We start from the raw sequence: 12,298 nt of genomic DNA, 5'->3' as shown, positions 1-12,298 counted from the left end.
GATGTCGTTAGTCTTAGGGAATTTATCCAGGAAATAATTCACGCTGCCGCTAAAAAGACGGCAGCGTGAACGATCATTTCATCACAGTTAGTGAATACCGCCGATACGACTCAGGCGTACGCCTGTCGGCCACTCCCCTTCCTGCTTGTCAAAGCTCATCCAGATAGCGACCGCTTTACCGACCAGATTCGCTTCCGGAACAAATCCCCAGTAACGGCTATCCGCGCTGTTATCGCGGTTGTCGCCCATCATGAAATATTGTCCCGGTGGTACAACCCAGGTCGCCAGCGGTTGTCCTGGCTGTTGGTAATACATGCCCAACTGATCCTGGGCTATCGGCACCATCAGAATGCGGTGCGTCACATCGCCTAACGTCTCTTTACGTTCGGTCAGGCGAATGCCGTTTTCTTTCGTCTCGTTTAGCGGAACCTCAAAGAAACCGCTGGTCGCTTCTCCGCCGTTACGGCGGGCAAAGGTCTGTACAAAATCGCTCGGCTCAACGTTAGAGTAGGTAACCGGCAGCGCATTTTCGCACGCCTGACCGGAGCTACAGCCAGGCTGAATCGTCACCTCTTTCGCAACCGGATCATAAGTGATTTTATCGCCCGGCAAACCGACTGCGCGTTTGATGTAATCTAACTTAGGATCTTCCGGATATTTAAATACCACAATATCCCCGCGCTTTGGATGACCGGTTTCAATCAGGGTTTTCTGGTAGATCGGATCTTTAATGCCGTAGGCAAATTTTTCCACCAGAATAAAATCGCCGATAAGCAGTGTCGGCATCATTGAGCCTGACGGGATCTGAAAGGGTTCATAAAGAAATGAACGAACGATCAGAACGATCGCCAGAACCGGGAAAACCGACGCCCCGGTCTCCAGCCAGCCCGGCTTAGGCGCCACTTTATTGAGCGTAGCGTTATCCAGCGCATCTCCCGACGCCGTTTGCGCGGCAGCCTGGCGCGCCCGACGTTTTGGCGCGAAAACAAACTTATCAACGCACCATAAAATGCCCGTCACCAGTGTGGCTATCACCAGAATCAGGGCAAACATGCTCGCCATGCCAACTCCTTAGAGATTATTTATTGTCTTTACCGACATGCAGAATGGCGAGGAACGCCTCCTGAGGCAGCTCGACGTTACCGATCTGCTTCATGCGTTTCTTACCTTCTTTCTGTTTCTGCAGCAGTTTTTTCTTACGACTGATATCACCGCCGTAGCACTTCGCCAGCACGTTTTTACGTAACTGTTTTACCGTCGAACGGGCAATAATATGCGTACCAATCGCCGCCTGAATCGCGATATCAAACTGCTGGCGTGGAATCAAATCTTTCATCTTCTCCACCAGCTCGCGACCACGGCTTTGCGAGTTATCACGGTGCGTGATCAGCGCCAGCGCATCGACACGCTCGTTGTTGATTAACACATCAACACGCACCATATCGGAAGCCTGGAAGCGCTTGAAGTTATAATCCAGAGACGCATAGCCGCGCGACGTTGATTTCAGACGGTCAAAGAAGTCGAGCACCACTTCCGCCATCGGGATTTCATAGGTCAACGCGACCTGGTTACCGTGATACACCATGTTAGTTTGTACGCCGCGTTTCTCAATACACAGCGTAATAACGTTACCTAAATAGGCTTGTGGTAACAGCATATGACACTCGGCGATAGGCTCGCGCAGTTCATAAATGTTATTCAACGGCGGCAGCTTGGAGGGGCTATCAACATAGATAGTCTCTTTCGCCGTTGTTTCTACTTCATAAACCACGGTCGGCGCAGTGGTGATCAGATCCAGATCGTATTCGCGTTCCAGACGCTCCTGAATGATCTCCATGTGCAACAGGCCGAGGAAGCCGCAGCGGAAACCAAAGCCCAGCGCCGAGGAGCTTTCCGGTTCATAAAACAGTGAGGCATCGTTCAGGCTCAGCTTGCCGAGCGCGTCGCGGAAACTTTCATAATCGTCGGAGCTGACCGGGAACAGACCTGCATAGACCTGCGGTTTCACCTTTTTAAAGCCCGGCAACGCTTTTTCCGCTGGGTTACGCGCTGAGGTTAAGGTATCGCCAACCGGCGCGCCGAGGATATCTTTAATGGCGCAGACCAGCCAGCCTACTTCGCCGCACTTCAGCTCGGTACGATCAACCTGTTTTGGCGTGAAGATCCCCAGGCGGTCAGCGTTGTAGGTCTGCCCGGTGCTCATCACTTTAATTTTGTCGCCTTTACGCATGGTGCCGTTTTTAATACGCACCAGCGATACCACGCCCAGGTAGTTATCGAACCAGGAGTCAATAATCAGCGCCTGCAGCGGGCCGTCCGGATCGCCTTGCGGCGGCGGGATATCGCGCACCAGGCGTTCCAGAACATCCGTCACGCCGACACCCGTTTTGGCGGAGCAGCGTACCGCGTCCGTCGCATCGATACCGACAATGTCTTCGATTTCTTCCGCCACACGCTCCGGATCGGCGGCCGGCAGGTCAATCTTGTTAAGCACCGGCACCACTTCAAGATCCATTTCCATCGCGGTGTAGCAGTTCGCCAACGTTTGCGCTTCTACGCCCTGGCCGGCATCCACCACCAGCAGCGCGCCCTCGCAGGCGGCTAACGAACGGGAAACTTCATAGGAAAAGTCAACGTGTCCCGGCGTGTCGATAAAGTTCAGTTGATAAGTTTCACCATCAGACGCTTTAAAATCCAGCGTCACACTCTGGGCTTTAATAGTAATACCGCGCTCACGCTCAAGATCCATCGAATCAAGTACCTGAGCTTCCATTTCACGGTCAGACAGGCCACCGCAGATTTGGATAATACGGTCAGACAGCGTCGATTTACCGTGGTCAATGTGAGCAATGATCGAAAAGTTACGTATGTTCTTCATAGAGATAAATTATTATGCCTTACGCCTGGTTGACCAGACTTTAGAGGTCGCTGTTCTGAGCTTAACGTCTGTTTTAACTGAAACGCCGCATTCTACACTACAACGCTAAGGCGAGGAAATGTTCATAGTGTAAGGAGAGCGGGAACTGGAAAACGCCTCGCTTTTTCCTGTAAAACACCGCAACGCAGGAAAAGCGCATGTTTATCGGGACAACAACCCAACGCGGCAGGTGTACCGTTGGGCAAAACGTTTACTGGCGCGTTTCGATTGAGGTAGTTTCGACGCGAACAAGGTCCGGCGGGAGGGCAACGTTTAAAATCACCGGCTGCCAGGCGTCGCGCTCCGCCAGTTTTCGGGAATAGCCGCGGGCAACCAGAAAACCGCCCACGCCGCCCAGCACGGCCCCGCTTAATGCGGCAAGGTCAGATCCAAACAGCATCTGAAAAAGCGCCGCACAAAGAAATAGCCCCGCTAAAGGCGACATATAGACCAGCAACGCCGAACCTAAAAGGCTTTTTTCGGCGATGCCCAACTCGACTTTCTGCCCCGGCGCCAGCGGCTCCGCGCTTGGCACAACAATGGTATGGGTGGTTTGCGGCCCTAATTTATTCAGCACGCGACTGCCGCATCCCGCACGGGAGGCGCAGCTGCTGCATGACGCTTTAACGTCGCAGCTCACCACCGCCTGACCATTCTGCCAGGAGATAACGGTTGCCCACTCTTTAATCATTGTACTGCCCTGAATTTGATACTGTCGGCAATGCGCTTCGCCGTTTGCGGCGGAAGCTCGCCGACAATGGTGATTTCCGCGTTGTCGCGAACGCTGCTATAAACCGTTCGGCGCCCGGTGCGCAGCATCTGATCGCTGCTGTTTTGCGTCGCCCGGTTCACATTGACGGAAAAGCTAAACAGACCGTCAGAATAAAGCCGCGATTCGATAGGCAGGTTATCCATCGTCGGCAACGGACGACGGCTGCTGGAAACTTCGCTAAAGCCTTGCGGCACCCAGGATGGACTCCAGTTAAATTTCGTTTTTTCGCCACCGGGAACAGAAAGCAGCGGCGGCAGATTCGCCTTCGCCAGCGCCTGCATGTTGCTGCCGATATCCTGACTCACCGTGAACGCAATAACGCGGAACTGCTCCAGCGTCTCGCCATCGCGATCCAGCAGATCAACGCGCATCGGTAGTTTGGTGTCCATGTCCATCCAGACAATATAGCTGTAACGCGTACCATCGCGCGCCACAACGCGGATAACTTCGCACAATCTGTCTGCGATACGGGTGCGTCCGACAGAAATAAAGTCGTAGTATGGCGCCAGGCGCTTGAAGTCGGTGTAAATCAGGGAAGGCAGAGAATCGACAATATAATCACCGTTCAGGGTGAACGGCTCAAGGCCCGGTTCAAAATAACTGATTTCATTACCACGCTGTACGACCTCCCGGCGGGGACCGTCCAACTGTAGCAATTGCGCAAGCGGGCGACCATCCAGGCGTGCGTGTCGATAACGCAGAGATTCAACGCCTTGTTTCGTGATGCTGACGAATGACAGCTCGTAATTCAGTGACTGACTGGCGATGTTCATCTGCTGCAATAACGCCCCGGACGCAGGGTCGGCCGAGGCGTTTGCTGAGAAGAACAGGCTAGCCGCCACAAGGGACATGGCAAACCAAAGTTGCTTCATTACTGCGATTGCGTTCCTAAAGTTTGGATTCCTGGCACCTGTACCGCGGCTTGCTGGGTTTGCGCCTGCTCAAACTGAAGCTGTTCGGAGTGCAGTCGGCGCTGCAGTTCATAGTCCTGCAACATGGCATTAATGCGACGACGCTGCTCCTGTACCTGCTGTTGCTGACTGCCGACAGGCGCTGCTTCAGAAGGCACTCCCAGACTTACCGGGCTGGCTTTCCCCATCATAGGCAGGGTATTGAAAACCGGCGTTTCAGGTTGTTGGGATGTTTCAGATTGCCCATTATAGTGCTGGACACCGACGATAACTGCAAGTGAAACGCACGCCGCCACGCCCATTTGGGTAAGCTGCGCCGCCCACGGACGCACTTTTTTCCAGAACGGCATTTTCTGCCATTGCTGCGGAGCGGGTTGGGCCTCAGGGATTAATGGCGACACCTGACGTACTGGCTCGTTTTCAATAGCGGCCATCACGCGAGCGGATATATCGAAATGGAGAACGTCAGGCGTATCCCCCCGCATTGAATCGCGGATCAGGTGATAACTCTCCCAGGTTTTCTGCATTTCCGGGTCGTGCGTAAGCGCTTTGAGCAGCTCACTATCCAACGTTTCGCCATCCATCAAAGCGGAAAGTTTTTCTTTCTGCATGCCTAATACCTTTTCCAGTATCCCGCTATCGTCAACGCCTGATAAGCGGTTGAACTTTATTATCAATAGCTTCCCGCGCCCGGAAGATACGTGAACGCACCGTCCCCACCGGACAATCCATGATAGCCGCTATCTCTTCATAGCTCAGGCCATCCAGCTCCCGTAAGGTGATTGCCATACGTAAATCTTCCGGGAGGGACTCAATAGTTCGGAAAACTATCTGTCTCAGTTCTTCTGACAACATTAAGTTCTCAGGGTTCGAAATTTCTTTCAGCGCGCCGCCGCTTTCAAAGTTTTCTGCTTCAATCGCGTCTACATCACTGGAAGGCGGACGACGCCCCTGCGCAACCAGGTAGTTCTTCGCAGTATTGACCGCAATACGATACAACCAGGTATAAAAAGCACTATCCCCCCGGAAAGAATCCAGCGCGCGATAGGCCTTAATAAATGATTCCTGTACGACATCGGGAACGTCGCCCGATGGCACATAGCGGGAAACCAGACTCGCCACTTTATGCTGGTAGCGCACTACCAGTAAGTTAAAGGCTTTCTGATCTCCCTTCTGGACCCGTTCAACCAGGACCTGGTCCGTTAACTGCTCGCTCATCCGAGGTAATGTCTCCCCAAACCAAATTTCCACGCGCTTTCGAAACGCCACTCCATAAGCCGCACTATGAGCAAGCAACAGGTTGGAGTGTCTATGTTTCGTAAAGTTCCGTTACGCATTTGTTTTTGTTTGTCATGTTGTAGACAGGTCTTATCTTCCATTATAAGTCTACAGATGCTGAACAACGCACTATCTGTACAGAAATGCCCATTTCGTCGTTTGCAGAGTAACCTAACAGCATCTTTATTTCACTACAAAATCCGACGCTAACACCCTGCCCTATAAAATATTTTTTGCCGTTTATCTCTCGCCGTATTTTTATTTTATGTTTAATAAGCACAACACCAGCGAAATCATCACGTGCTTTTTAGCGCCATATAGTGCTAATCTGCCGCAACCGTGTTTAGTAAATTAAACAAAAAACCATGATGACAACTCCTGAACTGTCCTGTGATGTGTTAATTATCGGCAGCGGCGCGGCCGGGCTCTCGCTGGCGCTGCGTCTGGCTGAAAAGCATAAGGTTATCGTCCTGAGTAAAGGGCCGGTGAGCGAGGGCTCCACGTTTTATGCGCAGGGCGGTATTGCCGCCGTGTTTGATGAAACCGACAGTATTGCGTCGCATGTTGAAGATACGCTAATTGCTGGCGCCGGAATTTGCGATCGCCACGCGGTGGAGTTTGTCGCCAGCAACGCCCGTACCTGTGTGCAGTGGCTTATCGATCAGGGCGTCCTGTTTGATACGCATGTCCAGCCAAACGGCAAGGAGAGCTATCATCTCACGCGTGAAGGCGGCCATAGCCATCGCCGTATCCTTCATGCCGCCGACGCTACCGGAAAGGAAGTCGAAACCACGTTGGTCAGTCGGGCGCAAAATCATCCTAATATTCAGGTGCTGGAACGCAGCAACGCCGTTGATTTAATTATCTCCGATAAAATGGGTCTGCCGGGGCCTCGCCGGGTCGTCGGCGCCTGGATCTGGAATCGCAATAAAGAGTGGGTTGAAACCTGTCATGCGAAGTCGGTGGTGCTGGCGACCGGCGGCGCCTCAAAGGTTTATCAATATACCACTAACCCGGATATTTCCTCCGGCGACGGTATCGCGATGGCCTGGCGCGCAGGCTGTCGGGTCGCTAATCTGGAATTTAACCAGTTTCATCCCACCGCCCTTTATCACCCGCAGGCGCGTAATTTTCTCCTTACCGAAGCGCTGCGCGGCGAAGGCGCATACCTTAAACGTCCGGACGGTTCACGGTTTATGCCGGACGTTGACGAACGCGGGGAACTGGCGCCGCGCGATATTGTCGCCCGCGCTATTGACCATGAGATGAAACGACTCGGCGCAGACTGTATGTTTCTCGATATCAGCCACAAGCCTGACGATTTTGTCCGCCAGCACTTCCCGATGATCTATGCGAAACTGCTCGATTTGGGGATGGATTTAACCAAAGAACCGATTCCCATTGTTCCTGCCGCGCACTATACCTGCGGCGGCGTGGTCGTCGATGATTATGGTCGTACCGATGTAGACGGCTTATATGCCATTGGCGAAGTCAGTTACACCGGCCTGCACGGCGCTAACCGTATGGCGTCCAACTCGTTGCTGGAATGCTTAGTGTACGGCTGGTCCGCAGCAATGGATATCGACAGGCGAATGCCTTCTGTCCACAGCGTTGACGTCCTTCCCGCCTGGGATGAAAGCCGCGTGGAGAACGCCGATGAGCGGGTGGTGATTCAGCATAACTGGCACGAACTGCGTCTGCTGATGTGGGACTATGTGGGGATTGTGCGCACGACGAAACGGCTGGAGCGCGCCCTACGGCGTATTACTATGTTGCAACAAGAGATTGACGAATATTACGCCAACTTTCGCGTCTCGAATAATTTACTGGAGCTGCGCAATCTGGTGCAAGTGGCCGAACTGATTGTGCGTTGCGCGATGATGCGTAAAGAGAGCCGGGGGCTGCACTTTACGCTGGATTATCCGCAACAACTGGCTGAATCAGGCCCATCGATCCTTTCGCCATTAACGCCTCACATAAACAGATAAAATGCCTGGGTCAGCGCCGTATAACTTTCAGAATAATGCTGGTCTGACCCGCGAATTACTAATCTGTCGCTAAAGCACTCCCCGGCTTGCGGGGAGAATGCGAGCAAAACCCGGTGCGGCAAGCGCGCTTCGTTTTCCGCAACGTCAGTACGTAGCCGCAAATGCCATCCCATGTTGAGCGCTTGCTGCGTAAAAGCGTTACCTATTTGTTCCGGCAAGACTACGCAAAAAAAGCCATCTTCGGTAATACAATCCGCCGCAATAGCCAATAACGTCTGGTGATCCAGCGTAGCGGTGTAACGCGCCTGCTCCCGCTGCGGCGTGGCGCATTCCACACCGGGTTCGTAATAAGGCGGGTTGCTGATAATAAGATCAAAGCGTACCGTCTGGCGAGGCGCCCAACTCTGAATATCGTCAGTATGCACCGTTATTCGATGCGGCCAGGGAGAGTGAGCCACGTTTTCCTGCGCTTGCATGGCAGCCCCGGCATCCAGTTCCACGGCGTCAATAGGCACATTGTCATCCGTCCGCTGCGCCAGCATTAACGCCAGCAGACCGCTTCCAGTACCGATATCCAGAATTCGCTTTACATCCGCGACCGGCGCCCACGCCCCGAGTAAAATACCGTCAGTTCCCACTTTCATCGCACACCGATCGTGTGCGACAAAAAACTGTTTAAACGTAAATCCGTTACGACGAAGAACGGAGCCAGACTGAGACATGTAAAAACAACCTTGCAAAAAACGGCGACAGCGCCGAGTGAAAACAATACCTGAGAAGGGATATCCATACAAACAGATGAAGATTGCGGCCGTAACGTCTATAATCAGCGCCCCACACAGAGGTAGAACATGACTGTAACGACTTTTTCCGAACTTGAACTCGACGAAAGCCTGCTGGATGCCCTCCAGGATAAAGGTTTCACTCGCCCGACCGCCATTCAGGCTGCCGCCATTCCGCCTGCGCTCGATGGCCGTGATGTACTCGGTTCTGCGCCGACAGGCACCGGTAAAACGGCGGCATATCTGCTGCCGGCGTTGCAGCACCTGCTCGACTTTCCGCGTAAAAAATCGGGGCCGCCGCGCATTCTGATCCTGACGCCAACCCGCGAACTGGCAATGCAGGTTGCCGATCACGCTCGTGAACTGGCTAAGCATACTCATCTGGATATCGCCACGATTACCGGCGGCGTGGCCTATATGAACCATGCTGAAGTGTTTAGCGAAAACCAGGATATCGTGGTCGCCACGACGGGCCGTCTGCTGCAATATATAAAAGAAGAGAACTTTGACTGCCGGGCGGTTGAAACACTGATCCTTGACGAAGCTGACCGGATGCTCGACATGGGCTTCGCTCAGGACATTGAACATATCGCTGGTGAGACCCGCTGGCGTAAACAGACGATGCTGTTCTCCGCCACGCTGGAAGGCGATGCGATTAAAGATTTTGCCGAGCGCCTGCTGGAAGACCCGGTTGAGGTTTCCGCCAATCCGTCAACCCGCGAGCGTAAGAAAATTCACCAGTGGTACTACCGTGCCGACAATTTCGAACATAAAGTTGCGCTGTTGAAGCACCTGCTAAAACAAGACGATGCAACCCGTTCTATCGTGTTTGTACGTAAACGTGAACGCGTCCATGAACTGGCCGAAACGCTGCGTCTGGCAGGGATCAACAATTGCTATCTTGAAGGTGAGATGGCGCAGATCAAACGTAACGAAGGTATTAAGCGTCTCACCGACGGTCGCGTTAACGTGCTGGTCGCGACCGACGTCGCGGCACGTGGGATTGATATTCCTGACGTCAGCCACGTCATTAACTTCGACATGCCGCGCAGTGGCGATACCTATCTGCATCGCATTGGTCGTACAGGCCGTGCTGGCCGCAAAGGCACTGCAATCTCGCTGGTAGAAGCCCACGACCATCTGTTGCTGCTGAAAATCGGCCGCTACATCGAAGAGCCGCTAAAAGCGCGCGTCATTGATGAGCTTCGCCCGACCACGCGTGCGCCCAGCGAAAAGCTGACCGGCAAACCGTCGAAAAAAGTGCTGGCGAAACGCGCCGAGAAGAAAAAAGAGAAAGAAAAAGAGAAGCCGCGCGTGAAGAAACGTCACCGCGATACAAAAAATATCGGTAAGCGCCGCAAGCCAAGCGGTACAAAAATGCAGGAGCAATCCAGCGAAGAGTGATGATAATGCCGGGTTCGTTAACCCGGCATTTTTTTATCTTCCACGGTAAAACACGCCTCCATACACTGTATAAATATCTGCATTGCCGGGCTGACCGCTTTCCCGGCATGATGGGCGCACAGCGCCATGATCGATAGCGACGGCGCGCCAAACGGCAGCTCTTTCAACTGACCGGTACTAAGTTCTCGTTCAACGGTAAAACGTGGTAAAAAGCTGATGCCCAGGTTAGCAGCCACACACTGTTTAATACTTTCAATACTCCACAGTTCAATGGTGTTTTCCAGCGTAATCCGCCTCTGCCGTAGCGTACTTTCAAATAGCTGGCGGAAGACACATTGCGGTTCATTGATGATGAAGCTGCAGGGGATATGCTGATCTGGCTGCGTAAAATCAGCATCCTGTAGCAGTGGAGAGGCCACCAGCGCCAGCGACTGCTCCCCCAGTTGCTGCATCGTGAGCGCGTCATCATTACCTACGCGATAAAAAACGCCCAGATCGACCTCGTCATTCAGCAACGCATCACGTATCACATAGCAATTCAGCGACTGTAGCGACAATTTGACATTCGGCGCTCGCAGCTTAAAACGTTGTAGAACCTGCGGCATTTTGTACGCCAGTAAGGTTTCACCTGTCGCCACGCGCAGCTCTCCGCCGGGTTCTGCATCCTGCCTTGCGGCTTCACGAATCAACTCCATCACACGCGTCAGTTCATGGATATGCGGCATCAGCTTTTTCCCCTCAGTGGTCAGGCACATTCGGCGCCCTATTTTCTCGAACAGTTGCAGGGAAAACTCACGTTCAAGCTGTTGAATATGAAAAGTTACCGTCGACTGAGTGCAGCACAGCTTTTGCGAAGCCCGCAGAAACGAGCCCTCTTCCACTACCGTTTTCAGCGTAATAAACCGACGCAGATCCATAACCACCAACCTATCGAAAATCTCGAATTCAGAATTAAAAAACATTCATTTTTTTAAATATTTCATATCGGGTACTGTCTGCTAAAACAGAGGAGATGACAAGTGACACCGATGCTTTTAAGCGCTTTCTGGACTTATACATTAATCACCGCCCTTACCCCCGGCCCAAACAATATTCTCGCGCTTAGCGCAGCAACTGCACATGGTTTTCGGCAGAGTATTCGTGTACTGGCAGGTATGAGTCTGGGATTTTTGGTCGTCATGCTGCTGTGCGCCGGGATCGCGTTTTCCCTTGCGGTTATCGATCCGGCAATCATTCATTTGCTCAGTTGGGTAGGGGCTGCGTATATCCTGTGGCTGGCGTGGAAAATTGCCACCAGTCCAGCGGCGGATGAGAAGGTCAGACCAAAACCGGTTGGCTTTTGGGTAAGCTTTGGCCTGCAGTTTGTGAACGTCAAAATTATTCTGTACGGCATTACCGCTCTGTCTACATTTGTTTTACCGCAAACGCAGGCGCTGAACTGGGTCATCGGCGTCAGTATATTGCTGGCATTGATCGGCACGTTCGGTAATGTGTGCTGGGCGCTGGCGGGACATCTGTTTCAGCGGGCGTTTCGCCATTATGGTCGCCAGTTAAATATCATTCTGGCGTTACTGCTGGTGTACTGCGCGGTGCGGATTTTTTACTGACCCAAATAAAACAAAAGCGGAAAAGGCCCGGCCTCTTCCGCTTGTTATTACCGGATAAGCCTTACAGGCTTTCGGTAAAGGTACGAGCGATAACGTCGCGCTGCTGTTCCGGCGTCAGGGAGTTAAAACGCACCGCATAACCAGAAACACGAATAGTCAGCTGCGGGTATTTTTCCGGATGCTTAACCGCGTCTTCCAGAGTTTCACGACGCAGAACGTTAACGTTCAGATGCTGACCGCCTTCAACGCGTACTTCCGGTTTAACTTCCATCGGAATTTCCCGGTATTCAATCTCGCCCAGTTTGCTGACAGCCACAACTTCATCTTCAGCAAAGCCGGATTTTGCAACGATGCAGCGCGCTTCGCCTTTTTCGCTGTCCAGCAGCCAGAAGGAATTCAGCAGGTCGTCGTTAGCGGCTTTAGTAATCTGGATACCTGTAATCATGTGATGCCTCCCCAGGCAAAATTATTTGATTTCGGTCGGCCTAATCCCGGCCAATTGGTAAAACCATTGTTGCTTGAGTGTATATATACCCTTCGATCACCCTTCATTCTTTGATTTAAATCAATAAAAACCACACCATAAAAAGGGTGATGAAGGGAATTTATTGTTTTACATCAACTTACACCATTCAGACC

General features: G+C 52.5%; 13 protein-coding genes. 3 read left to right on the top strand and 10 right to left on the bottom strand.

The genetic code is table 11. The features are described 5' to 3' along the window. Positions 1-87: 87 nt before the first annotated feature. The 7 genes from lepB to rseD all read right to left on the bottom strand — a co-directional run bounded on the left by lepB (position 88) and on the right by rseD (position 5,979). Positions 88-1,062: a signal peptidase I gene (lepB, locus tag J1G48_RS05690; protein ID WP_000157810.1), complete on the bottom strand. Its 975-nt coding sequence runs from the start codon at positions 1,060-1,062 to the stop codon at positions 88-90. 16 nt (positions 1,063-1,078) lie between these two features. Next, positions 1,079-2,878, bottom strand: coding sequence for a translation elongation factor 4 (lepA, locus tag J1G48_RS05685; RefSeq protein ID WP_000790154.1), 1,800 nt, complete (start codon positions 2,876-2,878; stop codon positions 1,079-1,081). 250 nt (positions 2,879-3,128) lie between these two features. Next, a complete protein-coding gene (gene rseC / locus J1G48_RS05680; RefSeq protein WP_000589049.1) occupies positions 3,129-3,608 on the bottom strand; it encodes a SoxR-reducing system protein RseC in 480 nt (159 codons plus the stop codon). Then, positions 3,605-4,561: a sigma-E factor regulatory protein RseB gene (gene rseB, locus J1G48_RS05675; protein WP_000812017.1), complete on the bottom strand. Its 957-nt coding sequence runs from the start codon at positions 4,559-4,561 to the stop codon at positions 3,605-3,607. The genes rseC and rseB overlap by 4 nt, the downstream gene beginning before the upstream one ends. Continuing rightward, entirely contained in the window at positions 4,561-5,211 is a 651-nt protein-coding gene (gene rseA / locus J1G48_RS05670; protein ID WP_001168374.1) for an anti-sigma-E factor RseA, read from the bottom strand. Before rseA ends, rseB begins: the two co-directional genes overlap by 1 nt. Before the next feature lie 31 nt (positions 5,212-5,242). Next, positions 5,243-5,818 (bottom strand): RNA polymerase sigma factor RpoE, encoded by a 576-nt coding sequence (gene rpoE / locus J1G48_RS05665; RefSeq protein WP_000003307.1) that lies wholly within the window; start codon positions 5,816-5,818, stop codon positions 5,243-5,245. After that, positions 5,815-5,979: a rpoE leader peptide RseD gene (rseD, locus tag J1G48_RS05660; protein ID WP_122038272.1), complete on the bottom strand. Its 165-nt coding sequence runs from the start codon at positions 5,977-5,979 to the stop codon at positions 5,815-5,817. The genes rpoE and rseD overlap by 4 nt, the downstream gene beginning before the upstream one ends. A 264-nt stretch (positions 5,980-6,243) precedes the next feature. On the opposite strand from rseD, the gene nadB reads away from it, so the two are divergent. Continuing rightward, positions 6,244-7,866, top strand: coding sequence for an L-aspartate oxidase (nadB, locus tag J1G48_RS05655; protein WP_000989184.1), 1,623 nt, complete (start codon positions 6,244-6,246; stop codon positions 7,864-7,866). Here nadB and trmN read toward each other — a convergent pair. Continuing rightward, positions 7,851-8,588: a tRNA(1)(Val) (adenine(37)-N(6))-methyltransferase TrmN gene (trmN, locus tag J1G48_RS05650; protein ID WP_000083345.1), complete on the bottom strand. Its 738-nt coding sequence runs from the start codon at positions 8,586-8,588 to the stop codon at positions 7,851-7,853. The genes nadB and trmN overlap by 16 nt on opposite strands. A 129-nt stretch (positions 8,589-8,717) precedes the next feature. Here trmN and srmB point away from each other — a divergent pair, with 129 nt between their 5' ends. Beyond that, on the top strand, positions 8,718-10,052 hold the full coding sequence (gene srmB / locus J1G48_RS05645) for an ATP-dependent RNA helicase SrmB (RefSeq protein WP_000219174.1): 1,335 nt from the start codon (positions 8,718-8,720) through the stop codon (positions 10,050-10,052). 17 nt (positions 10,053-10,069) lie between these two features. Here srmB and J1G48_RS05640 read toward each other — a convergent pair whose 3' ends face one another. Continuing rightward, positions 10,070-10,969 carry a LysR family transcriptional regulator gene (locus J1G48_RS05640; RefSeq protein WP_001675040.1) on the bottom strand — a complete coding sequence of 300 codons (900 nt, stop codon included), beginning with the start codon at positions 10,967-10,969 and terminating at the stop codon, positions 10,070-10,072. A 102-nt stretch (positions 10,970-11,071) separates the two neighbouring features. Here J1G48_RS05640 and eamB point away from each other — a divergent pair, with 102 nt between their 5' ends. Then, positions 11,072-11,659, top strand: coding sequence for a cysteine/O-acetylserine transporter (gene eamB / locus J1G48_RS05635; RefSeq protein ID WP_000188410.1), 588 nt, complete (start codon positions 11,072-11,074; stop codon positions 11,657-11,659). Positions 11,660-11,720: 61 nt separating this feature from the next. Here eamB and grcA read toward each other — a convergent pair whose 3' ends face one another. After that, positions 11,721-12,104: an autonomous glycyl radical cofactor GrcA gene (gene grcA, locus J1G48_RS05630; RefSeq protein WP_000627811.1), complete on the bottom strand. Its 384-nt coding sequence runs from the start codon at positions 12,102-12,104 to the stop codon at positions 11,721-11,723. Positions 12,105-12,298 lie beyond the last annotated feature (194 nt).

Origin of the sequence: Salmonella sp. SAL-020 (assembly GCF_017372215.1) — a bacterium.
GTDB classification, from domain to species: domain Bacteria; phylum Pseudomonadota; class Gammaproteobacteria; order Enterobacterales; family Enterobacteriaceae; genus Salmonella; species Salmonella enterica.
Note: the sequence above shows the minus strand (reverse complement) of the source record. Positions and strands in the feature narration are given on the sequence as shown.

Excerpts from the sequence above, each read along its gene's own strand:
- lepB (WP_000157810.1), bottom strand. The coding sequence starts at position 1,062 with ATGGCGAGCATGTTTGCCCTGATTCTGGTGATAGCCACACTGGTGACG.
- lepA (WP_000790154.1), bottom strand. The coding sequence starts at position 2,878 with ATGAAGAACATACGTAACTTTTCGATCATTGCTCACATTGACCACGGT.
- rseC (WP_000589049.1), bottom strand. The coding sequence starts at position 3,608 with ATGATTAAAGAGTGGGCAACCGTTATCTCCTGGCAGAATGGTCAGGCG.
- rseB (WP_000812017.1), bottom strand. The coding sequence starts at position 4,561 with ATGAAGCAACTTTGGTTTGCCATGTCCCTTGTGGCGGCTAGCCTGTTC.
- rseA (WP_001168374.1), bottom strand. The coding sequence starts at position 5,211 with ATGCAGAAAGAAAAACTTTCCGCTTTGATGGATGGCGAAACGTTGGAT.
- rpoE (WP_000003307.1), bottom strand. The coding sequence starts at position 5,818 with ATGAGCGAGCAGTTAACGGACCAGGTCCTGGTTGAACGGGTCCAGAAG.
- rseD (WP_122038272.1), bottom strand. The coding sequence starts at position 5,979 with ATGGAAGATAAGACCTGTCTACAACATGACAAACAAAAACAAATGCGT.
- nadB (WP_000989184.1), top strand. The coding sequence starts at position 6,244 with ATGATGACAACTCCTGAACTGTCCTGTGATGTGTTAATTATCGGCAGC.
- trmN (WP_000083345.1), bottom strand. The coding sequence starts at position 8,588 with ATGTCTCAGTCTGGCTCCGTTCTTCGTCGTAACGGATTTACGTTTAAA.
- srmB (WP_000219174.1), top strand. The coding sequence starts at position 8,718 with ATGACTGTAACGACTTTTTCCGAACTTGAACTCGACGAAAGCCTGCTG.
- J1G48_RS05640 (WP_001675040.1), bottom strand. The coding sequence starts at position 10,969 with ATGGATCTGCGTCGGTTTATTACGCTGAAAACGGTAGTGGAAGAGGGC.
- grcA (WP_000627811.1), bottom strand. The coding sequence starts at position 12,104 with ATGATTACAGGTATCCAGATTACTAAAGCCGCTAACGACGACCTGCTG.